Genomic DNA, 21,847 nt, shown 5'->3' with positions numbered 1-21,847 from the left:
CTTTTTACTGGAGTACGGCCAACTGGTAGGCCGTGTACTTGCGAATGTTGATCACGCCGGTGTCGAAGATCAGGTACTGGCCCTTGATGCCCAGCAGCGTGCCTTCCACCACCGGGTCCTTGTCGAGGTTGAAGCTGACGATCTTCTTCGGGTAGGCCTCGACCGGGTATTTCATCTGCACCACTTCGGCGTCCGGCAGCGGCTGGATCGCCTGCAGGCCAAAGCGCCCCTGCAGCTCGCGCAGGCGCTCGGCGCAGGCGTCGAAGATTTGTTCGCGGATGGCCACCAGGTCGAGCACTTCGGCGTCGCCCTTGAGCAGTGCGCGCCAGTTGGTGCGGTCCGGCACCTGGCTGCGCAGCACATCTTCGACCAGGCCCGATTGCTGGCGGGTGGCCACGCGCATGATCGGCAGCGCCTGGCTGGCACCCTGGTCGAGCCAGCGGGTGGGCAGCTGGGTGGCGCGGGTGATGCCGACCTTGATCCCCGACGAGTTGGCCAGGTAGACCACATGGTCGGTCATGCAGAACTGTTCGCCCCAGGACGGTTCGCGGCAGGTGCCGGCGTCGTAGTGGCATCTTTCCGGGGCCATGATGCACACGTCGCACTGGGCCAGCTTGGTCATGCACGGGTAGCAGTAACCCTGGCTGAAGCTGGTCTTGGTGCGCTTGCCGCAATGGCTGCAGTGGATGGCGCCCAGGTACTCCAGGCGCAGGCGCTGGCCGATCATGGGGTTGACCGGCACCTGGGTGTCATCCAGGCGCAGGTTGTACTGCACCAGCGGCGCCTGCAGGCTGACCGCCATCTTGCTCAAAGAGCCACGAGCGAGTTCGATCAATGTACCGAGTCCGACTTGAACAGGATGTTGGCAATCGGTGCGGACTTCGAGGCGCACTCCTGCGGGCCCATGTAACCGGTACGCTGGTCTTCGGGCAGGTTCTTCATCTCCCAGGCGATCACCGCCTGCAGCGACAGCTCTTTCTGCTCGGCGGTGAGCTTGCGGCCATCGGACCATTTGCCGATTTCCACCGCCGTTTTCAGGCTCTGGTAGATTTCCGGGGTGATGTTTTCGATCATTTGCGTGAACGTGGACATAGCGTCTCCTAAATCAAGCGGACAGTTTACGCCGGGCCAGCGCCCCGCCCAAGAGGCCCGTCAGGCATCCGATGAGCAGCCCGCCGACGTGGGCGGCGTTGGCGATCTGGCCGAAGCCGAGCTGGCCGACCACACCGGTCAGGCAGATGACCAGCCAGACCAGCATCATCACCAGCACGCCCTTGGGCAGGCTGAACAAACGGTTGGGCGCCAGCCACTGGTACAGCCAGACGTGGCCGAGCAGGCCGTACAGCACGCCGGACAGGCCGCCGAACAGGCTCGGCCCGCTGGTGTAGTGCTGGGCCAGGTTCGACACCAGGCTGAACAGCAAGGTCAGGCCCAGCAGCATCCAGGGGCCCTGGCGCAGTTCGATGCGCTTGCCCAGCTCCCAGTACCACAGGCCGTTCATGGCCAGGTGCAGCACGCCGAAATGCAGCAGCATCGGCGACACCAGGCGCCACCACTGGCCTTCGGCCAGGCTCTGGGCCAACGGGGTGAAATGCAGGTATTCGCCCTGGACGCGGAAGTCGAGGAAGGTGAACCAGCTGATGGTGGCGAGGTTGTCGCCCAGGCTGGTGAGGCCGGCGACGACCAGGCAGAGCACCAGGATGAAGGCGGTGACCTTGCAGGCTTTTGCCTGTTCGGCCAGGGTCGGGCCTTGGGCCGGCAAGCCAACTGCCACAGAGGGTGCAGCGGCTTCGATGTCGGCATTGCCGTCGGGGTAGCGCTGGTACAGCTGGAGCACATCGGCCACCAGGGTGTCCGGGGCCCAGAGCACCTGGACCTCGCCCTCTTCACTGACCCGGTGGGGCACCTGCAGGCGCTGCAGCAGGTGGACGAAGCCGCTGAGGTCAACCGACAGCGGCAGGCGCATCACTTCGACGATATTCATTGGCTGGCCTGTGGGCGGTCAACGTCGACCCAGACGAACTTGTGCGGGTCGATACGGGTTTCATCATCCAGCCGATAGGCCGCCAGCTTGCCGTACAGCACCGCGCTGTAGTCGAGGCAGGCCAGGTTGCCGCGGATCGGCGCCGGTCGGCCGCTACGCCAGTAATGGCCGACGAACAGCAGCGGCTCGTCCTCGGCATAGCGTAGCAAGGCATTCTTCTCGGTGTGGCTCAGGGGCGTGCGCGCCACATCGTCCGGCAGCGCATCGGGCTGGAAGACGATGTCGCCATAGGTTTGCGGGTCTTCTTCCCAGAACTTGGTGCGGAAGAAGGCGCGGGTCAGGCCGTCGCCGCCGGTCAGGGTCAAGCCGTCCGGCAGGCGCATGTCGGTGCCGCGCAGCAAGCGGTTGCACACGGTGGCGGCGAAGCTGCCGGGCACTGCCGAGGCCTGGATGAAATGCTCATCGATGCGCCCGTCGGGGTACTGCTGGCGCAACGGCGCGATCAGCCGCGGGTCCCAGCAGGCATGCACCAGGCGGAAACGCCCGGCGTCGACGAACAGCGGCATGTCGTAGAACCACTGGAGGAAATCGTGCCAGTCGCCTGGGTGATGGGCGAACTGGGTCAGGGTTTCGTCGATCAGCCGGGCATGGCGCGGGGTGTGCTCGCGCACGAAGGCCTTGCCGCTGCCGGGCAGGGCCGGGGTGACCCAGCCCAGGGCGTTGTATTCGTGGTTGCCCATGATGCAGAACGCCTGGCCGGCCTCGACCATGTCGTGGACGATGTGCAGCGCCTCGCGGATGCGCGGGCCGCGGTCGACGATGTCGCCGAGGAACAGCGCCTGGCGCCGCGGGTGGCGCCACACGCCGCCGACACGCTTGTAGCCGAGGGCGTCGAGCAGGCGTTCGAGGGTCAGTGCACAGCCATGCACGTCGCCGATGATGTCGAAACTTCGCGCCGGATCGAGCATCAGTCGTCCCTGCCTCCCAGGCGGCTGCCCCAGCCGAGCTTGGTGCGGCAAACCTCGTAGTAATTGTGGTCGAGCGGGTGGATCAGGCGCAGCTTCTGCGGCTTCTTGCTCACCGTGATGGTGTCGCCGGGGGCGCAGGTGAAGTGGTTCTGGCCGTCGCAGGACACTTGCGGGTAGATCTGCAGGTCCTTGGACACCACGATCTTCAGCTCGCTGTTGCCATCGACCACGATCGGCCGGCCCGACAGGGTGTGCGGGTACATCGGCACGATGACGATGGCGTCGAGCTTGGGATGCATGATCGGGCCGCCCGCCGACAGCGCGTAGGCGGTGGAGCCGGTCGGGGTGGCGACGATCAGGCCGTCGGCCTTCTGGCTGCAGACGAACTGGCCGTCGATGTAGATCTCGAACTCGATCATCCGCGTCGACTTGCCCGGGTGCAGGACCACGTCGTTGAGCGCATCGCCCTGGCCGATAGCCTCGTTGTGGCGGCGCACCTCGGCCTGCAGCAGGAAGCGGTTTTCCACCAGGTAGTGGCCGTCGAGCACCTCGGCGACTTTTTCTTCCAGCTCGTCGGGGCGGATGTCGGTGAGAAAGCCCAGGTTGCCGCGGTTGATGCCGAGCACCGGGATGTTGTGCCGCGCCAGGGCGCGAGCGGCGCCCAGCAGGCTGCCGTCGCCGCCGACGACGATGACCAGGTCGCAGACCTCGCCCAGCAGCTTGCGCGTGGAGGTCTGCAGGCCGTGGCCGGGCAGCACTTCGGCGATGGTGTCCTCGAGGATCACGTGCAGGTGGCGATCGAGGAGGAATTTTTTCAGTCGGCGAATGGTGTCGAGCACCTGGGAGCTGCCAAGGCGGCCGATGATACCGATATTGCGAAATTGCTCCATGGGGCTCCTGGGAGGCTCTGCGGCGGGGTGACAATGCCGGGATTATGGGCGAAACGACCGGCCAGCGGCAAACCGGCTATGCTCGCAGCATGATGCCTTTCGCCGAGCTGCACGCGCTGCCCCGCCAATTGCGCTGCCCCGCCGTGCGCGACCTGGCCTGGGTGCTGTTGTCGCCACCGCTGCTGAGCGCCCCACCCTGCCCCCAGCGCCATCCGCTGGCGGGCAGCGCCTGGGCGGCGGACCCCGGGCGCCTGAAGAGCTGGTTGCAGGCGTTGGACAGCGACCCGCAGCCGCTGCGCCAATGGCTGGCAAAACTCACCAGCCGGCGCCTGGGGCTGTACTACGAAAGTCTGTGGCAGTTCGCCCTGCACCATGCGCCCGGTGTCGAGCTGTTGGCCGCCAACCTGGCCATTCGCGACCACAACCGGACATTGGGCGAGCTGGATATCCTGCTGCGCGACGGCGATGGCACCCATCACCTGGAGTTGGCCATCAAGCTCTACCTTGGGCCAGTCGACGGCGCGGGGCGTGATCCGGCGCAGTGGCTGGGGCCTGGCTGCCATGACCGGCTGGGCATCAAGCTGGCGCACCTGGCCGGGCATCAGCTGCCGATGTCGGGGCAGGCGCACAGCCGCGAGGCGCTGGCTGGGGTCGGGGTGCAGCAGGTGCAGGCGCACCTGTGGCTTGCAGGTTACCTGTTTTACCCCTGGCCCGGGCATGCCGAAGCGCCTGAAGGGGCCAACCCGCAGCACCTGCGTGGGCGCTGGATAAGGCGGCGGGATTGGCCTGTGACCGCGACGGAACATTGGCAACCACTGCCCCGCCATGCCTGGCTGGCACCGGCGCGGGTCGAGGCGGATGAGTGCTGGGCGCCGCTGCAGTTCGCGCACTGGTTGGCGGAGCTGGACCCGCAGGCGCCGGCGCAGATGCTGGTGAAGCTCGAGCCCGACTCGGCGGGTGATTGGCATGAAGCCGAGCGGGTATTCCTGGTGTCCGATAGCTGGCCGCAATTGCCCGGCTTTTAGGTCGCCTGCCCAGGCCCTATCGCCGGCAAGCCGGCTCCCACAGGTAACTCACCGATCCCTTTTACAAGACTTGGCGCAAAGCTTTATTCACTCCAGGCAGTTAGAGTTGACGATGAGCGCCACCAAGAGCGCCACACAATGACCTGATGACGAGGACCGCCCATGGTTTCATCCACCTCCGCGAACCACTATTCGCGCCTGTCCATCGCCCTGCACTGGCTGATGCTGGTGCTGCTGGCCGCCGTCTACGCCTGCATCGAGCTGCGCGGCCTGTTCCCCAAGGACAGCGCCGAGCGCAACCTGATGAAGGACCTGCACTTCATGCTCGGCCTGAGCGTGTTCGTGCTGGTGTGGCTGCGCCTGGCCGTGCGCCTGGTTCGCCCTGCCCCGCCCATCGTGCCCAAGCCGCCGGCCTGGCAGACCGGCCTTGCCCACCTGATGCACCTGGCGCTGTACCTGCTGATGATCGGCCTGCCCCTGGCCGGCTGGCTGATTCTCAGCGCCGCCGACAAGCCCGTGCCCTTCTATGGCCTGGAATTGCCGCACCTGATCGGGCCAGACCCGGACCAGGCCAAGTTCATCAAGGGCTGGCACGAGCGCGTGGCCACCTGGGGCTACTGGCTGATCGGCCTGCATGCGCTGGCCGGGCTGTACCACCACTACGTGCAGCGCGACAACACGCTGCTGCGCATGCTGCCCTACAAGTAACCGCGTCGGCCCTGCAGCCCGCCGGTGTGCAGGAAGATCAGGCGAGTACCGGGCGCGAACAGCCCGGCCTCGACCTGATCGCGCAGGGCCAGCAGGGCTTTACCGGTGTAGAGCGCCTCTAGCGGGACACCCGTGTGGGCTTCGGTTTCGGCGATGAACGCCAGCAGTTGCTCATCGACCTTGGCGAAGCCGCCCCGGCACGCCTCATGCAGTTGATAGCCACGCGTACCTGCCAGCGCTGTCACCGTCTCGGGCACGCCATGATCCCCTGGCACCGCCAGCGCCCCATGCACGCCATGCGCCCCGGCCTCGGCCAGCACCAGGCCAGCCAGGGTGGTACCGGTGCCAGCGGCCAGCCACCAGGCGTCATAGTCCGCCCAACCCAGCGCCGCCAACTGCACCCGGGCCTGTTCGACGATCACTGCACACCCCTGCGCCCCGGCCAGGCCGCCGCCGCCTTCGGGGATGCAGTGCCATTTGGCGTAGCGCGCCTGCCAGGGCGCCCAGAAGCCGTCCTGGTGACGGGCGCGGTAGCCGCCGTAGCCAAGCCAGTGCAGCTCCATGCCCAGTGCCTGCAGGTCACGTACCGTCGGCGTTTGCTGGGGGTGGCCACGCAACAGGCCGACGGTGGCGAAACCGAAGCGCTTGCCTGCGGCGGCCAGGGCGTGAAGGTGGTTGGAGTGATTGCCGCCGAGGCTGATCAGCCCTGGGGCGCCGGCTTGTTGAGCTTGCTGCAGGTGGTGGCGCAGCTTGAACCATTTGTTGCCGCTGATCAGCGGGTCGATCAGGTCCAGGCGCAGGATGGCAGCTGCTATCCCGGCGGTTGCCAGCCAGGGCAGTTTCAGGGGTTGCAGAGGGGCTTGGGGGAGGTCTTGCAAGTGCGTGGTCATGGGCAGGAGTTTACAGGGAAAAACTGGGGCCGCTGTGCGGCCCCTGGCTACCTCAAAGCTCGGCTGCCAGCCGCGACCCCTGGTTGATCGCGCGCTTGGCATCCAGCTCCGCCGCCACATCCGCACCACCAATCAGGTGCACCGACTGCCCGGCCGCCAGCAGCCCTTCATGCAGCTCGCGCAGCGGCTCCTGCCCGGCGCAGATCACCACGTTGTCCACCGCCAGCACCTGCGGCTCGCCTTCGCCTACACGAATGTGCAGGCCCGCATCGTCGATCCCCAGGTACTCGACGCTGTTGAGCATCTGCACGTGCTTGTTCTTCAGCCCCGTGCGGTGGATCCAGCCGGTGGTCTTGCCCAGGCCATCGCCGACCTTGGACTTCTTGCGCTGCAGCAGGTAGACCTGGCGCGCTGGCGCATGCGGCTGGGCCTTGACCCCTGCCACGCCACCGCGCGCCTCCAGCTGGGTGTCGATGCCCCACTCCTTCCAGAACGCCTCGCGGTCCTGACTGGTGGCCACACCCTGGTGCACCAGGTATTCGGAAACATCGAAACCGATACCGCCAGCACCAATCACCGCCACCGCGTCGCCCACCGGCTTGCGCTGGAGCAGCACGTCCAGGTAACTCAGCACCTTGGCATGCTCGACACCTGGAATGGCCGGCGTGCGCGGGGCAATGCCGGTGGCGAGGATGATTTCGTCGAAGGCGCCATCCACCAGCGCCTGCACGCCCACCCGGGTGTTCAGGCGCAGGTCGACACCGGTACTTTCCACCTTGTTGCGGAAATAACGCAGGGTTTCGAAGAACTCCTCCTTGCCCGGTACGCGCTTGGCGACATTGAACTGCCCGCCGATCTCGCTGGCCGAATCGAACAGGGTCACCGCGTGGCCGCGCTCGGCCGCCACCGTGGCCGCCGCCAGGCCGGCCGGGCCGGCACCGACCACGGCAATGCGCTTGACGCTACGCACCGGCAGGTAGTTGAGCTCGGTTTCATGGCAGGCACGCGGGTTGACCAGGCAGCTGGTCAGCTTGCCGCCGAAGGTGTGGTCCAGGCAGGCCTGGTTGCAGCCGATGCAGGTGTTGATGGTATCGCTGCGCCCGGCAGCGGCCTTGTTGACGAAGTCCGGGTCGGCGAGGAACGGCCGCGCCATCGAGACCATGTCGGCATCCCCCTCGGCCAGTACCGCTTCGGCCACTTCCGGGGTGTTGATGCGGTTGGTGGTGATCAGCGGGATCTTGACCGCGCCACGCAGCTTGGCGGTGACCTTGCTGAAGGCGGCCCGTGGCACCTTGGTGGCGATGGTCGGAATACGCGCTTCGTGCCAGCCGATGCCGGTGTTGATCAGCGTGGCGCCGGCCTGCTCGATGGCCTTGGCCAGCTGGACGATCTCGTCCCAGCTGCTGCCGCCTTCGACCAGGTCGAGCATCGACAGGCGGAAGATGATGATGAACTCGGGGCCAACGGCCTCGCGCACCCGGCGCACGATCTCCACGGCCAGGCGCATGCGGTTCTCGTAGCTGCCGCCCCAGCGGTCGGTACGGTGGTTGGTATGGGCGGCGAGGAACTGGTTGATGAAGTAACCTTCCGAGCCCATCACCTCGACCCCGTCATAGCCGGCGCGCTGCGACAACACGGCGCAATTGACGAAGTCGGCGATCTGCTTCTCGATGCCCGCCTCGTCCAGCTCCTTGGGCTTGAACGGGTTGATCGGCGCCTGGATCGCGCTTGGCGCCACCTGCCGCGGGCTGTAGGCGTAGCGCCCGGCATGCAGGATCTGCAAGCAGATCTTGCCGCCGGCGGCATGCACGGCCTCGGTGACGATGCGGTGCTTGTCGGCTTCTTCCTCGGTGCTCAGCTTGGCCGCGCCGGAATACACGCCACCTTCATCGTTGGGCGCGATGCCACCGGTGACCATCAGGCCGACGCCGCCTCGGGCACGCTCGGCAAAATATGCCGCCATGCGCTCGAAACCACCCGGGCGCTCCTCCAGGCCGGTGTGCATCGAGCCCATCAGGGTGCGGTTGCGCAAGGTGGTGAAGCCCAGGTCGAGCGGGGCCAGCAAGTGCGGATAACGTTCGGCAGCCATGGAAGGGTTCCCCTGGTGGCATGATCACGGAGTGCGGGTGCCTCGGCGGGCCCCGTCGTTTATGTCAGCGACATTAAACAGCCGTTTGAATGCGCTCAATGATCGAAACTGACAACTTATTGATCCTCCCGCACAGCAGGACTACCCTAGGAAACCTTTGTACTCACAGGCGCTGTACCGCTGCATGCGAAAACTCCTGGCAGGCGCCCTGGCGCTGGTGATGATTGCCGCCATCTGCGGCTACGGCTTCTGGACTCAACAACGCCCGGAGGGCCACTACCTTTCCGACTTGCGCATCGAACTGGCGCTCAACCACGGCGTGCCTGGCGATCATGGCAACCTGCTCGGCGTCGAGCCGTTACTGTTCCCCAGCGACTACCAGAACCTGCAACGTCTGCACCGCAAGCTTTCTGCCTACCTGGAACAAGCACGCGCCCAGGGCCTGGTTGGCCCGCGCACGGTTGTTGTTCTGCCGGAACACATCGGCACCTGGCTGTGGGCCCGTGGCGAAAAGAAGGAGCTGTACCAGGTCACCCACAGCCGCGAAGCCGAGCAGTGGCTGGAGCTCAGCAACCCGCTGCGCTACGGGCTGGCCATGATGCAGGCCAGCGGCGATGACCGACGCGCCGATGCGCACTTGCGCATGAAGGCCAAGCAGATGGCCAGCGACTACCAGCAGCTGTTCGGCGGCCTGGCTCGGGAGTTCGGCGTCACCCTGGTGGCCGGCTCGATCGTGCTGCCGGCCCCCTATGTCGAACAGGGCGTGTTGCATGCCGGCAATGGCCCGCTGTTCAACAGCAGCCTGGTGTTCGCCGCCGATGGCTCGCTGCTGGGCCAGCCCCAGCGCCAGCAGTACCCCGACAGCGAAGTGCGGCGCTACATCCACCACGGCCGGCACTTCCCGCTGCAAGTGCTGCAGACACCGGCCGGGCGCCTCGGCGTGCTGATCGGCAGTGACAGCTGGTACCCGGAGAACCAGCAGCAGCTTGAACAGCTACAGGTGCAACTGGTGGCCAACCCGGTATTTCTCAGCGGCAAGGGCAGCTGGCAAGCGCCATGGCGTGGCAACCGCCACCAGGACGCCACGGCCGAGCTGGCCCTGCAACGCGGCGAAGTCAGCGAACAGGCCGCATGGCAGCAACTGACCCAAGCGGCCGGCAGCCAGGTGAGCAGCATGAGCGTATTCATGCGCGGGCAGTTCTGGGAACAGGGCAGCGACGGCCAGGGCTTTGCCCACCAGGCCGGCGAGCTGCTGGCGGGCCCGCCCAGCCATGGCGCGCGCCTGCTGAACCTGTGGTTGTAGGGCGATGCCTCGCCCCCGCGTGCGCTTGGGTGAGCTGTCGGTAGGGTTCGTCCAACCCCTGGCCGAAGCCTTGTGCGCCCTGGGCCACGACCCGACCCCCTTGCTGCGCCGCTACGGCCTTGACCCGACGCGCCTGGCCGAAGCCGGCGCACGCCTGTCGATCCCGCGCTATATGCACCTGGGGCATGCTGCCATCGCCTTGTGCGGGGAGCCCGCGCTGGGTTTGCACATGGGGCGCCTGAGCCGGCTGGCCCAAGCCGGCCTGGCGGGCGTCACCGCGGCCCAGGCGCCCACCTTGGGAGAAGCTGCACGTACCCTGCTGCGTTTCGAGCCGCTGTACGCCGCCAACTACCGAGGCCATTCGAGCTTTCTGGAAGACCCCCAAGGCGCCTGGCTGCGCTTCTATTCGATCAGCCCCTACAACACCTACAACCGCTTCGTGGTCGACTCGCTGCTGGCCGGCTGGCTGGCTCAACTGGGCGCACTGGCCGGTGCCCCGCTGCAGGCCGAGCGGCTGGAAATGGAGTTCGAAGCGCCGGACTACGCCAGCCATTATCAGCCGCTGTGCAGCAATGCCGTGCAATTTGGCGCCAGCGGCAACCAGCTGCGCCTGAGCCGCGCCACCCTGGAGCTGCCCAACCCGCAACACTGCCCAAGCACCTGGCAGCACTTGCTGCAACTGTGCGAAGCAGAAATGCTCCAGCGCACGCGGGTGCGCAGCCTGGGCGAACGCATCACCCATCTGCTCGGCCCGCTGCTCAATGGCGGCCGTGAACCGGACCTGGAAGAAGTGGCACTGCACCTGCAACTGCCCACCTGGACCTTGCGGCGCAAACTGGCCGAAGAAGGCACGCGCTTTCGCAACCTGCTCAACGACACACGGCGCGACCTGGCCGAGACCTATATCCGCGATACGGAACTGGCCTTTGGCGAGATCGCTTATCTGTTGGGGTTTGCATCGGCAGAAGCCTTCCAGCGCGCATTCAAGCGCTGGACGGGCGTCACGCCGGGGGAGTTTCGCCGCAGCCAGCGGCGGGTAGGCTAAAGCTCGGTGGCGTCGTCGGCTGGCTCCGGGGTGTCCAGCTCATAGGCCTGGTATTCGAGCAACTCTTCCTGATAGTCATCCATCGCCTGCGTCCTCTTCACGCTTTGTCTACGTTTGTCATGCCTCCACGCTAGGCGAGCGGGATGAAGGCATGATGACAAGCACACAAGTGGTAAACGTAGCAGGTGGCAGGGAAGTTATCCCCCGCTCATCTGTAACATCGGATGTTTGCGCGCTTCACGGCGAAGGTGGCGTGGCCTCGGCGGGCGGTGCGTCCTGCTGCACCTGGATCGGCGCAGCCTCTGACGGCGGCGCAACTGGCTGCGAGCCCTGGCTGTCATCCACCGCCGGTGCTGGCACTGCCTCGCTCGCGGGTGCGGCTGGCGCAGGGGCCGGCTCGGGCGCTGCGGGGGCGACAGGTGCGGGGGCAGCTGGCGCTATCGAGGCCTGCTCGGGCAAGCCCAGGTCAGGCGCAGGTTTTTCCGGTTTCGGCGCAGGGGCCTCGACCTTGGCTTTGCTGACCTTCTTCGGCTTGGGCAGGTAGCTTTCCACCAGGGCAAAATAGCGCTCGTAGAATTGCGGCGCGGTCACCGTTTCGCTGGCGACCTTGACCATGGAGTCGTCGCTGGAACCGATCGGCATCGACACCGACCCCAGAATGCCCACGCCCAAGCTGGCCGAGGTATTCGACTTCTTGAGCGCATAGCGATCCTGCAGGGCATTGGCGAACACCGTCGAGCGCTGCTCGTCGCTGCTGTCGGGTGCGCAGGTCACGCTGAAGCTGATCTGCAGGTGGTTCTCGTTGTTCTGCTGGAAACTCTTGTTACCGGCAATCTGGTTGGCGCCACTGCTGGTGATGATGTAGCCCTGGCTCAACAGCGCGCGGCGCGCGGCCTCGCAGGAGCCTGCCTCGGTGACGGGGAAACTGCGCGAGTAGGTGCCCGAGTCATCGAAGTTCTCGTGCTCGTAGATCGCCGCTTTTTTCGAGGAGCAACCGGTCACGCCCGCCAGCACCAGGGCCAGCCCGAGCGCACCAAAGACGGATGATCTGGTCATTGCCAATTCCGGGTATGTCGAGAGGTGCCTATTGTGCATCACTGCACCCGATCACTGAAACCGTTCATCAGTGAAGAGTCTGTCAGCTTCGTGTAAAAGTGGCCTGGGTGGCCCGGAAACGAAAAAAGCGACCCGAAGGTCGCTTTCTCGTTGTGCTTCGAGGCGTTCAAGGGGCCTCGAGGCGAAGATGGCGCAGCGGACGGGACTCGAACCCGCGACCCCCGGCGTGACAGGCCGGTATTCTAACCGACTGAACTACCGCTGCGTATCATCCAGGCTTGCGCCCGGTTGAAACCTGGGGCTGCCCTTGCGACTCGATGGCCTCGGGGCAGGCACAAAAAAAGCGAAACAGGTTCGCTTCTTTTGTGTGTGCTTCAAGGCGTTCATGGGGCCTCGAAGCGAAGATGGCGCAGCGGACGGGACTCGAACCCGCGACCCCCGGCGTGACAGGCCGGTATTCTAACCGACTGAACTACCGCTGCGTATCGTTCAGGCTTGCGCCCGATTGAAACTGGGATCAGCCTCGGGCATGTTTGCCCTTGGCTTCAGACCGGTGCCAGGCACCCATCTGTTACTAAAAATGGCGCAGCGGACGGGACTCGAACCCGCGACCCCCGGCGTGACAGGCCGGTATTCTAACCGACTGAACTACCGCTGCGCAGTGTGGACTTGCGTCCTGTTCCTCTCTGGCACTTGGCTTCTTGCGAAACCGCCTGCGTCAGGAACAACCTCAGGAAGTGGTGGGTGATGACGGGATCGAACCGCCGACCCTCTGCTTGTAAGGCAGATGCTCTCCCGGCTGAGCTAATCACCCTCGCGATGTTGCTTGTTGCGTTTGCTTCGCTGAGGCCGCGAAATTTACGCAGGTACCGATGCTAAGTCAATAGCCCCGTTGAATTTTTTTCAAAAAGACTGAAAAAAGAAAAGGGACCTCGCGGTCCCTTTGCTCACAGCTGGCAACTCAGGTGTAGATCATCTTGCGGGTCATGCCGCCATCGACCACGAACTCCTGGCCAGTGACGAACGCCGCCTGGCGCGACAGCAACCAGGCGACCATGGCCGCCACATCTTCCACGGTCCCTACCCTGCCCGTCGGATGCTGGGCATGGTCGGCTTCGCTCAGCGGCTCGGCGCGGCGCGGCGCTGGGACGGATCACGCGCATCGATCCAACCCGGGCTCACCGCATTCACACGAATCTCCGGGCCCAGGCTCATGGCCAGGGCATGGGTCAAGGCCACCAGGCCACCCTTGCTCGCCGCGTAGGCCTCGGTGTCCGGCTCGGACTGCCGGGCGCGGGTCGAGGTCAGGTTGACGATCGCGCCATTGTGCGCCCGCAGGTACGGCGCGCAATGCTTGGCCAGCAGCATCGGGCCATTGAGGTTGACCGCCAGCACCCGGTTCCATTGCGCCAGGCTCAGGCTTTCCAGGGTCTGGTTGTGCGGGTTGGCGATGGCTGCGTTGCACACCAGCGCGTCCAGCCGCCCGAACTGCCCGAGCACTTGCGAAACACCGGCGCTGACCTGGGCCTCGTCGGCCACGTCCATGGTGATGAACCAGGCATTGTCGCCCAGGGCCTTGGCCACCTTGGCGCCGCGCGGGCGGTCAAGGTCGCTGAGCACCACCTGCCAGCCTTCGCAGATCAGCCAGGCGGCGATGCCCAGGCCGATGCCGCGCGCGGCACCGGTGACCAGGGCAACCCGGCCATTATGGCCCGGCACACCGCCCCTGATTTCCATCACAGCACCGCCAGCCCACGGGCGAGGTCCGCCTGCAGGTCGGCCACGTCTTCAAGGCCCACGGCAACCCGGATCAAGCTGTCTCGAATCCCCGCAGCCTCACGCTCCTGCGGCGTCAGGCGGCCGTGGGAGGTGGTGGCCGGGTGAGCGATGGTGGTTTTGCTGTCGCCCAGGTTGGTGGTGATGGAGATGACCCGCGTGGCATCGATGAAGCGCCAGGCGCCCTCTTTGCCACCCTTGACCTCGAAGCTGACCACCGCACCGAAACCGCTCATCTGGCGCTTGGCCAGTTCGTGCTGCGGGTGGCTCGGCAGGCCGGCGTAATGCACCTTCTCCACGCCTTCCTGCTGCTCCAGCCATTGAGCCAGCAACTGGGCGCTCTCGCAGTGGGCACGCATGCGCAGCTTCAGGGTTTCGAGGCCCTTGGTGAAGATCCAGGCATTGAACGGGCTGAGCGTAGGGCCTGCGGTACGCAGGAAGCCCACCACTTCTTTCATCTGCTCGGCGCGCCCTGCGACTACACCACCCATGCAACGGCCTTGGCCGTCGATGAACTTGGTGGCCGAGTGGAACACGATGTCGGCACCCAGCTTGAGCGGCTGCTGCAAGGCCGGGGTGCTGAAGCAGTTGTCGACCACCAGCATGGCGCCGCGGGCGTGGGCGATTTCGCTGAGCGCGGCGATATCGACCAGCTCGGCAAGTGGGTTGGACGGCGATTCGACGACCAGCAGCTTGGTGTTGGCCTTGATGGCCTTTTCCCAACCGTTGAGGTCGACCAGCGGCACGTAGTCCACCTGCACGCCAAAGCGCTTGAAGTACTTTTCGAACAGGCTGATGGTCGAGCCGAACACGCTCTGCGACACCAGCACATGGTCGCCAGCGCTGCACAGCGACATCACCACGGCCAGCAACGCTGCCATGCCGGTGGAGGTCGCCACGGCCTGCTCGGCACCTTCCATGGCGGCCAGGCGCTCTTCGAACACCCGCACCGAGGGGTTGGTGTAACGCGAGTAGACATTGCCCGGCGTTTCGCCGGCAAAGCGCGCAGCCGCATCGGCGGCCGTGCGGAACACATAGCTGGAGGTCAGGAACAGCGCTTCGCTGTGCTCTGCTTCCGGTGAACGGCTCTGACCGGCGCGCACCGCGAGGGTGTCGAAACCGACACCTTCGAGGTCACTGTCCAGTCGCCCGGCATCCCATTGATCCGTCATGCCGCTGCTCCCTGATCAGTTGTTGTAGAGGTCGATGATCGCGCTGACGGCCTGGTTCTTCACCTTGGCCAGGTCGTTACGGGCCTGCTCGATGCGATCGAGGTAGGCTTCGTCGATGTCGCCGGTGACGTATTCACCGTTGAACACCGCGCAATCGAAATGCTCGATCTTGATCTTGCCGCCACCGACCGAATCGATCAGGTCAGGCAGGTCCTGGTAGACCAGCCAGTCGGCGCCGATCAACTCGGCCACCTGTTCGGTGGTGCGGTTGTGGGCGATCAGTTCGTGAGCGCTCGGCATGTCGATGCCGTAGACGTTGGGGTAGCGCACCGCGGGTGCCGCGGAGCAGAAGTAGACGTTCTTGGCACCGGCTTCACGGGCCATCTGGATGATCTGCTTGCAGGTGGTGCCGCGCACGATCGAGTCGTCGACCAGCATCACGTTCTTGCCGCGGAACTCCAGCTCGATGGCATTGAGCTTCTGGCGCACCGATTTCTTGCGCGCGGCCTGGCCGGGCATGATGAAGGTACGGCCGATGTAGCGGTTCTTGACGAAGCCTTCGCGGAACTTGACGCCCAGCCGGTTGGCCAGCTCCAGCGCGGCGGTGCGGCTGGTGTCCGGGATCGGGATGACCACGTCGATGTCGTGCTCCGGGCGCTCGCGCATGATCTTGTCGGCAAGTTTTTCACCCATGCGCAGACGCGCCTTGTACACCGAGATACCGTCGATGATCGAGTCAGGGCGGGCCAGGTAGACGTGCTCGAAGATGCAGGGCTGCAGTTTCGGGTCTTGCGCGCACTGCTTGGTGTACAGCTGGCCTTCTTCGGTGATGTACACCGCTTCGCCCGGCGCCAGGTCGCGAATCAGGGTGAAACCGAGCACGTCCAGGGCCACGCTTTCCGAGGCGATCATGTATTCCACGCCTTCGTCGGTGTGGCGCTGGCCGAACACCACCGGGCGGATGCCGTTAGGGTCACGGAAGCCGACGATGCCGTAGCCGGTGACCATCGCCACCACCGCGTAGCCGCCGACACAGCGGCTGTGCACGTGGGAAACCGCAGCGAACACGTCGTCTTCGGTCGGCTGCAGCTTGCCACGCACCGCCAGCTCATGGGCGAACACGTTCAGCAGCACTTCGGAGTCGGAGTTGGTGTTGACGTGGCGCAGGTCAGACTCGTAGATCTCCTTGGCCAGCTGCTCGACGTTGGTCAGGTTGCCGTTGTGCGCCAGGGTGATGCCGTATGGCGAGTTGACGTAGAACGGCTGGGCTTCAGCCGAAGTCGAGCTGCCCGCGGTCGGGTAGCGCACGTGGCCGATACCCATGTGGCCCACCAGGCGCTGCATGTGGCGCTGCTGGAAGACGTCGCGCACCAGGCCATTATCCTTGCGCAGGAACAACCGGCCGTCGTGGCTGGTCACGATACCGGCAGCGTCCTGGCCGCGGTGCTGGAGGACCGTAAGCGCGTCATACAGCGCCTGATTGACGTTCGACTTACCGACGATACCGACGATGCCACACATGCGACGCAACCCCTACATTGATGAAACTTGAACGAAAGGTACTCAAGGCCTTGCAGGCCCGAGCAGCTGTTCCTTGAACGGAAGATCAGCCGGAGTGCTGATCACCCCACTGGACATCCACTGGCTGGTGAAACCCAGGATCAGGTTCTTCGACCAGTCAGCGACCAATAGAAATTGTGGTATCAGGCGCGATTCCTGCCACCAGGTATCTTGTTGCACCGGCCCCAGGCTGAGCAGGCCGATGGCCACCACTACCAGCAAGGCACCGCGTGCGGCGCCGAAGGCCATGCCGAGGAAACGATCGGTGCCGGACAGCCCGGTCACGCGGATCAGTTCTCCGACCAGGAAATTGACCATGGCCCCCACCAGCAAGGTGGCGACGAACAGAATGGCGCAGCCGGCGATGATGCGCATCGACGGGGTCTGGATATAGCTTTCAAGGTACACCGAGAGCGACCCGCCGAACATCCAGGCGACTGCACCGGCAATGATCCAGATGAGCAGGGACAGGGCTTCCTTGACGAAGCCGCGTTTTAGACTGATCAGTGTGGAAACGGCGATGATCGCGATGATCGCCCAATCAACCCAGGTAAATGCCACGGTGCTGCCTGCAGACGTTTGAGGCGGCGCATTTTACCAGAGCGGCGGGCTGGGGGTAAGCAGAATGTCAGCTCGTTTGACAGCGCCCGCTGGCGGCGCGAGCCCGCTCCCACGGGCTTTTCGTGGACTTTGAAGTCAAGAAAACCCAGCGGGAGCGACGCCGTGAAGATTTGCCTGGGGCCTCAGCCGCGTTCCGGCTGGAAGCGCACCACGATACCCTTGAGGTTCTGCTGCCGATTGATCACATCGCGAAGCCTTTCAGCCTCGCTACGCTCGATCAACGGGCCGACATACACCCGATTCAGGCCACCTGCCGAACGGATATAGGCGTTGTAGCCCTGGCTGCGCAGGGTCTTCTGCAAGCTTTCGGCACCCGCCCGGTTGGACAGGCTGGCCAGCTGGATCGACCAGCTCACCGGCAAGCCGTTGGCATCGATCTTCGACGGCGCACTGGCGGTAGCCGCTGGTGCAGGCGTTGCAGCCGGCCGCGTTTCGGCCTTGGCCGCCGGCGCAGGGGTCGGCACCGGCGTCTGCGGCTTGGGCTGGACCTGTGCCTGTGCCTGGGTCTGTGGCGACGGGGTGATCGGCTGGCTCGGCGTGGCCACCGGTGCGCTCGATTCGTTGACCACCACCGGCGGCTGTTGCGGCTCCTCCGGCAGTGGCTGCGGCTCGGGCACGGCAACCGGGTCTACCTTGACCTCAGGCAGGCTCGGCATCGCCGGCGCCTGCGGGGCCTCGACGCGCACCTGGCGCATCTCGTCCTCGCGGGTGAACAGCATCGGCAGGAAGATCACCGCCAGCGCCACCAGCACCAACGCACCCACCATGCGCTGTTTCATCCCTTTATCCAGCACTGCCATCTACTCACCCCTCCAGGGCCTGCCGCTCCAGCCACTCCAGGGCCTGGGCGACACAGAAAAACGAACCGAACAGCAGGATCTGGTCATCCGCCGTCGCCTGCGCGCATTGCCCTTCGAGGGCGGCGTCGACGCTGGCATAAGACTTCACCGAGGCACCACAGTTCGTCAAGGCACTGGCAAGCTCAGGGGCCGGACGGCTGCGCGGCGTGTCCAGCGGCGCCACCGCCCAATCGTCGACCAGCGCCTGCAGCGGCGCGATGACGCCCTCCAGGTCCTTGTCGGCGAGCAGGCCGAACACCGCCAGGCGGCGGCCTTGCAGTGGGCGCGCCGCCAACCGCCGCGCCAGGTATTGCGCGGCATGGGGGTTGTGCCCGACATCCAGCAGCAGCTCCACCTGCTTGCCCTGCCAGTACACCACGCGCCGGTCCAGGCGCCCGGTGATGCGGGTGGCAAGCAACGCCTGGCGCAACTGCGCAGCATCCCATGGCAGCCCCATCAGCAGGTAGGCCTGCAGCGCCAGGGTGGCGTTTTCCATCGGCAGGTCGAGCAGTGGCAGGTCACGCAACTGCACCGCGGTACCGTCCTGGGTGACCCCACGCCAATGCCAGACACCCTCTGCGCTTTCCAGGTCGAAATCACGCCCGCGCAGGAACAACGGCGCAGCCAGTTCGGCCGCCTTGTCCAGCAGCGGCTGGGGCGGATCGAGGTCGCCGCACAGCGCAGGCTTGCCCGGGCGGAAGATGCCGGCCTTCTCGAAAGCCACCAACTCGCGGGTATCGCCCAGATAATCGACATGGTCGACGCCGATGCTGGTCACCAGGGCCATGTCGGCATCGACCACATTGACGGTATCAAGCCGGCCGCCAAGGCCCACTTCAAGCACCACGGCATCCAGCTGGGACTGGTGGAACAACCAGAACGCCGCCAACGTGCCCATCTCGAAATAGGTCAGGGAAATCTCGCCCCGCGCCGCCTCGACGGCAGCAAAGGCTTGGCACAGGCGCTCATCGCTGGCTTCCTGGCCGTCGATCAGCACCCGCTCGTTGTAACGCAGCAGGTGAGGCGAGCTGTACACGCCCACCTTGAGGCCCTGGGCCCGCAGCATCGACGCCACGAACGCACAGGTCGAGCCTTTGCCGTTGGTGCCGGTGACGGTAACCACACGTGGCGCCAACTTGCCCAGCGCCAGCCGGGCAAGCACCTTCTGCGAACGCTCCAGGCCCATGTCGATGGCCGACGGATGCAATTGTTCGAGGTAGGCGAGCCACTCGCCCAGGCTACGCTCCGTCATCACGCGACCGCAGCCGCCTCACGCGCCTGCTCTGGCGTTTCCTGACCGGTCATCTGTGCCAGCAGGCGGGCCAGGCGCGGGCGCAGTTCGCCGCGCGAGATGATCAGGTCGATGGCGCCGTGCTCCAGCAGGAACTCACTGCGCTGGAAGCCTTCTGGCAGTTTTTCGCGCACGGTCTGCTCGATCACGCGCGGGCCGGCGAAGCCGATCAGCGCCTTCGGCTCACCGACGATGACGTCGCCAAGCATCGCCAGGCTGGCAGAAACACCACCGTAGACCGGGTCGGTCAGCACGGAGATGAACGGGATGCCTTCTTCACGCAGGCGTGCCAGCACGGCCGAGGTCTTGGCCATCTGCATCAGCGAGATCAGCGCTTCCTGCATGCGCGCGCCACCGGAGGCCGAGAAGCAGACCATCGGGCAGCGGTTTACCAGGGCGTAGTTGGCGGCGCGCACGAAACGCTCGCCGACGATGGCGCCCATCGAACCGCCCATGAACGAGAATTCGAAGGCGCTGACCACGATCGGCATGCCCATCAGGGTGCCGCTCATGGAGATCAGCGCGTCCTTCTCGCCGGTCTGCTTCTGCGCAGCGGTCAGGCGGTCCTTGTACTTCTTGCCGTCGCGGAACTTCAGGCGGTCGACCGGCTCCAGCTCAGCGCCCAGCTCGGCACGGCCTTCCGGGTCGAGGAAGATATCGATACGTGCACGTGCGCCGATGCGCATGTGGTGGTTGCACTTGGGGCAGACATCCAGGGTCTTTTCCAGCTCCGGACGATACAGCACGGCCTCGCAGGATGGGCACTTGTGCCACAAGCCTTCTGGCACCGAGCTCTTCTTCACCTCGGAACGCATGATCGAAGGGATCAGTTTGTCGACTAACCAGTTGCTCATGCTTTATTTCTCCAGTATTGGCGGGCGGGGACCGGTCTGGCCGGCCAAGCCCTGCCCTTTGAGCTCAAATTCTTCTATGAAACGATGACGGCCCGGCCGCAGGGGCTGCCTGCGCAGCGCGCCGTCTTCAATGTGTGCGCTGGCTGCCCGGCACGCCGGCAGCCGCCCCGCAGGGCTGCGATAGCTATGGACGATGGCGCGCAGCCAGCCGTCACATCTGCTGTCACGCCTGTTTCACCGCGCGCATGAATGCCTCGATCCGGGCGGCATCCTTGATGCCCTTGGCCTGCTCCACGCCGCCACTGACATCCACCGCATAGGGCCTTACCTGGGCGATCGCCTGGCCGACGTTATCGGCCGACAAGCCACCGGCAAGGATGATCGGCTTGCTCAACCGCGCCGGCACCAGCGACCAGTCGAAGGCCTCGCCGGTGCCCCCCGGCACGCCGGCCACGTAGGTGTCGAGCAGGATGCCACGGGCCCCGGCATAGTGCTGGCAGGCGGCTTCCAGATCGTCACCGGGGCGTACCCGCAGCGCCTTGATCCAGGGGCGATGGTAGCCCTCGCAGTCGGCCGGGGTTTCGTCGCCGTGGAACTGTAGCAGGTCCAGCGGCACCACTTCGAGAATCTCGTTCAGCTCGCAGCGCGAGGCATTGACGAACAGCCCGACGGTGGTCACGAACGGCGGCAGCTCGGCGATGATCGCCCGTGCCTGGCGCACGTCCACGGCACGCGGGCTCTTGGCATAGAAGACGAAGCCGATGGCATCGGCACCGGCTTCGGCGGCTGCCAGCGCATCCTCGATGCGGGTGATGCCGCAGATCTTGCTGCGTACGTTGCTCATGGACTGCAAACCCTGAGTGGACAGTGAAAGGCTCGATGGTAGCAAATGCCTTTTCGCCCGTCAGTCGGCCAACGCCTCGTAACCTGTCAGAAAGTGTGGGCCGATGTAACGCTGCGGCAGCTGGAATTCTTCCGGGTACTCCACCTGCACCAGGTACAGGCCATAGGGGTGGGCGGTCACCCCGCCCTCGCGGCGGTTGCGCCCCTCCAGCACTTCCCGGGCCCAGCTCGCCGGGCGTTCGCCGGCACCGATGGTCATCAGCACCCCGGCGATGTTGCGCACCATGTGGTGCAAGAATGCGGTGGCGCGCACGTCCAGCACGATCATCTGGCCATGACGGGTGACGCGCAGGTGATGGATATGCTTGATCGGCGACTTGGCCTGGCACTGGCTGGCGCGGAAGGCACTGAAGTCATGGGTGCCGAGCAGATACTGGGCGGCCTCGGCCATGCGCTCGACATCCAGCGGGCGATGGTTCCAGGTCACCTCTTCGGCCAGGTGCGCCGGGCGGATCGGGTCGTTGTAGATGACGTAGCGGTAGCGCCGGGCGCAAGCCTTGAAACGGGCGTGGAAGTCGGCCGGCATTGGCCGCGACCAGACCACACTGATGTCGTGGGGCAGGTTGAAGTTGGTGCCCAGGGTCCAGGCGCGCTCGTCGCGCACGGCGCGGGTGTCGAAGTGCACGATCTGGCCGCAGCCATGCACGCCGGCATCGGTACGGCCGGCGCACACCACGCTGATCGGCTCGTCGGCCACTTTCGACAGCGCTTGCTCCAGGGCCTGCTGGACGCTGGGCACGCCGCTGGCCTGGCGCTGCCAGCCGCGGTAGCGCGAGCCCTTGTATTCCACGCCCAGGGCGATGCGGGTGAAGCCTGCGGCGGCGGATTCGGAGGGGGCGGTGTCGATGATGTCCAAGCGCGTGAAACCTGTGG

The 21,847-nt window shown here is 65.5% G+C and carries 20 protein-coding genes, 4 tRNA genes and 1 pseudogene; 4 read left to right on the top strand and 21 right to left on the bottom strand.

Features of this window, described 5'->3' with window-relative positions:
- Positions 1–4 precede the first annotated feature (4 nt).
- Genes ACIPG5_RS00650 through ACIPG5_RS00630 form a run of 5 tightly spaced genes read right to left on the bottom strand, consistent with a single transcriptional unit; the run spans position 5 to position 3,842 of the window.
- On the bottom strand, positions 5–835 hold the full coding sequence (locus ACIPG5_RS00650; protein ID WP_176512283.1) for a DUF2797 domain-containing protein: 831 nt from the start codon (positions 833–835) through the stop codon (positions 5–7).
- The gene (locus ACIPG5_RS00645) at positions 832–1,092 is read right to left on the bottom strand and encodes a YeaC family protein (protein WP_176512282.1); all 261 of its coding nucleotides are present in this window, start codon (positions 1,090–1,092) and stop codon (positions 832–834) included. The genes ACIPG5_RS00650 and ACIPG5_RS00645 overlap by 4 nt, the downstream gene beginning before the upstream one ends.
- Positions 1,093–1,105: 13 nt before the next feature.
- Complete coding sequence (locus ACIPG5_RS00640) at positions 1,106–1,984, bottom strand: rhomboid family intramembrane serine protease (protein WP_401372816.1); 879 nt, start codon at positions 1,982–1,984, stop codon at positions 1,106–1,108.
- Positions 1,981–2,955 (bottom strand): metallophosphoesterase, encoded by a 975-nt coding sequence (locus ACIPG5_RS00635; protein ID WP_176512287.1) that lies wholly within the window; start codon positions 2,953–2,955, stop codon positions 1,981–1,983. The genes ACIPG5_RS00640 and ACIPG5_RS00635 overlap by 4 nt, the downstream gene beginning before the upstream one ends.
- A complete protein-coding gene (locus ACIPG5_RS00630; protein ID WP_176512280.1) occupies positions 2,952–3,842 on the bottom strand; it encodes an NAD(+) kinase in 891 nt (296 codons plus the stop codon). The genes ACIPG5_RS00635 and ACIPG5_RS00630 overlap by 4 nt, the downstream gene beginning before the upstream one ends.
- Positions 3,843–3,886: 44 nt before the next feature.
- Here ACIPG5_RS00630 and ACIPG5_RS00625 point away from each other — a divergent pair, with 44 nt between their 5' ends.
- Both ACIPG5_RS00625 and cybB read left to right on the top strand, forming a co-directional pair.
- Positions 3,887–4,867, top strand: coding sequence for a DUF1853 family protein (locus tag ACIPG5_RS00625; protein WP_401372813.1), 981 nt, complete (start codon positions 3,887–3,889; stop codon positions 4,865–4,867).
- A 162-nt stretch (positions 4,868–5,029) separates the two neighbouring features.
- Positions 5,030–5,575, top strand: a complete 546-nt coding sequence (gene cybB / locus ACIPG5_RS00620) for a cytochrome b561 (protein WP_401372811.1) — start codon at positions 5,030–5,032, stop codon at positions 5,573–5,575.
- On the opposite strand, the gene ACIPG5_RS00615 is transcribed toward cybB, so the two are convergent.
- Entirely contained in the window at positions 5,566–6,465 is a 900-nt protein-coding gene (locus ACIPG5_RS00615; RefSeq protein WP_401372809.1) for a 1-aminocyclopropane-1-carboxylate deaminase/D-cysteine desulfhydrase, read from the bottom strand. The genes cybB and ACIPG5_RS00615 overlap by 10 nt on opposite strands.
- Before the next feature lie 52 nt (positions 6,466–6,517).
- Positions 6,518–8,554, bottom strand: a complete 2,037-nt coding sequence (locus ACIPG5_RS00610) for an NADPH-dependent 2,4-dienoyl-CoA reductase (protein WP_176512276.1) — start codon at positions 8,552–8,554, stop codon at positions 6,518–6,520.
- A 184-nt stretch (positions 8,555–8,738) separates the two neighbouring features.
- Here ACIPG5_RS00610 and ACIPG5_RS00605 point away from each other — a divergent pair, with 184 nt between their 5' ends.
- Together ACIPG5_RS00605 and ACIPG5_RS00600 are read left to right on the top strand one after the other, a co-directional pair.
- A complete protein-coding gene (locus ACIPG5_RS00605; RefSeq protein ID WP_176512275.1) occupies positions 8,739–9,857 on the top strand; it encodes a nitrilase-related carbon-nitrogen hydrolase in 1,119 nt (372 codons plus the stop codon).
- A 4-nt stretch (positions 9,858–9,861) separates the two neighbouring features.
- Complete coding sequence (locus ACIPG5_RS00600; RefSeq protein ID WP_401372806.1) at positions 9,862–10,902, top strand: AraC family transcriptional regulator; 1,041 nt, start codon at positions 9,862–9,864, stop codon at positions 10,900–10,902.
- 237 nt (positions 10,903–11,139) lie between these two features.
- Here ACIPG5_RS00600 and ACIPG5_RS00595 read toward each other — a convergent pair whose 3' ends face one another.
- The 14 genes and pseudogenes from ACIPG5_RS00595 to truA all read right to left on the bottom strand — a co-directional run bounded on the left by ACIPG5_RS00595 (position 11,140) and on the right by truA (position 21,830).
- Complete coding sequence (locus ACIPG5_RS00595; RefSeq protein ID WP_401372804.1) at positions 11,140–11,958, bottom strand: DUF2242 domain-containing protein; 819 nt, start codon at positions 11,956–11,958, stop codon at positions 11,140–11,142.
- A gap of 188 nt (positions 11,959–12,146) precedes the next feature.
- Positions 12,147–12,223: transfer RNA gene (locus ACIPG5_RS00590), tRNA-Asp, on the bottom strand.
- A 140-nt stretch (positions 12,224–12,363) separates the two neighbouring features.
- A tRNA-Asp gene (locus tag ACIPG5_RS00585) sits at positions 12,364–12,440 on the bottom strand.
- A gap of 99 nt (positions 12,441–12,539) precedes the next feature.
- A tRNA-Asp gene (locus tag ACIPG5_RS00580) sits at positions 12,540–12,616 on the bottom strand.
- A gap of 80 nt (positions 12,617–12,696) precedes the next feature.
- Positions 12,697–12,772, bottom strand: a tRNA-Val gene (locus ACIPG5_RS00575).
- A 147-nt stretch (positions 12,773–12,919) separates the two neighbouring features.
- Positions 12,920–13,695 (bottom strand): annotated as a pseudogene (locus ACIPG5_RS00570) (SDR family oxidoreductase).
- The gene (locus ACIPG5_RS00565) at positions 13,695–14,906 is read right to left on the bottom strand and encodes an O-succinylhomoserine sulfhydrylase (RefSeq protein ID WP_401372802.1); all 1,212 of its coding nucleotides are present in this window, start codon (positions 14,904–14,906) and stop codon (positions 13,695–13,697) included. Before ACIPG5_RS00565 ends, ACIPG5_RS00570 begins: the two are co-directional and overlap by 1 nt.
- A 15-nt stretch (positions 14,907–14,921) precedes the next feature.
- On the bottom strand, positions 14,922–16,427 hold the full coding sequence (gene purF / locus ACIPG5_RS00560) for an amidophosphoribosyltransferase (protein WP_176512270.1): 1,506 nt from the start codon (positions 16,425–16,427) through the stop codon (positions 14,922–14,924).
- Positions 16,428–16,469: 42 nt separating this feature from the next.
- Positions 16,470–17,027, bottom strand: coding sequence for a CvpA family protein (locus ACIPG5_RS00555; RefSeq protein ID WP_176512269.1), 558 nt, complete (start codon positions 17,025–17,027; stop codon positions 16,470–16,472).
- Positions 17,028–17,209: 182 nt separating this feature from the next.
- Positions 17,210–17,887 carry an SPOR domain-containing protein gene (locus ACIPG5_RS00550; protein WP_401372800.1) on the bottom strand — a complete coding sequence of 226 codons (678 nt, stop codon included), beginning with the start codon at positions 17,885–17,887 and terminating at the stop codon, positions 17,210–17,212.
- 4 nt (positions 17,888–17,891) lie between these two features.
- Positions 17,892–19,178, bottom strand: a complete 1,287-nt coding sequence (folC, locus tag ACIPG5_RS00545; RefSeq protein WP_401372798.1) for a bifunctional tetrahydrofolate synthase/dihydrofolate synthase — start codon at positions 19,176–19,178, stop codon at positions 17,892–17,894.
- On the bottom strand, positions 19,178–20,071 hold the full coding sequence (gene accD, locus ACIPG5_RS00540; protein ID WP_401372796.1) for an acetyl-CoA carboxylase, carboxyltransferase subunit beta: 894 nt from the start codon (positions 20,069–20,071) through the stop codon (positions 19,178–19,180). Before accD ends, folC begins: the two co-directional genes overlap by 1 nt.
- A gap of 223 nt (positions 20,072–20,294) precedes the next feature.
- A complete protein-coding gene (locus ACIPG5_RS00535) occupies positions 20,295–20,915 on the bottom strand; it encodes a phosphoribosylanthranilate isomerase (RefSeq protein WP_176512265.1) in 621 nt (206 codons plus the stop codon).
- Positions 20,916–20,975: 60 nt separating this feature from the next.
- The gene (gene truA / locus ACIPG5_RS00530) at positions 20,976–21,830 is read right to left on the bottom strand and encodes a tRNA pseudouridine(38-40) synthase TruA (protein WP_176512264.1); all 855 of its coding nucleotides are present in this window, start codon (positions 21,828–21,830) and stop codon (positions 20,976–20,978) included.
- Between the last annotated feature and the right edge of the window lie 17 nt (positions 21,831–21,847).

The sequence above is a fragment of the Pseudomonas sp. NPDC087029 genome (assembly GCF_044745345.1).
Lineage (GTDB): Bacteria > Pseudomonadota > Gammaproteobacteria > Pseudomonadales > Pseudomonadaceae > Aquipseudomonas > Aquipseudomonas faucium.
Note: the sequence above shows the minus strand (reverse complement) of the source record. Positions and strands in the feature narration are given on the sequence as shown.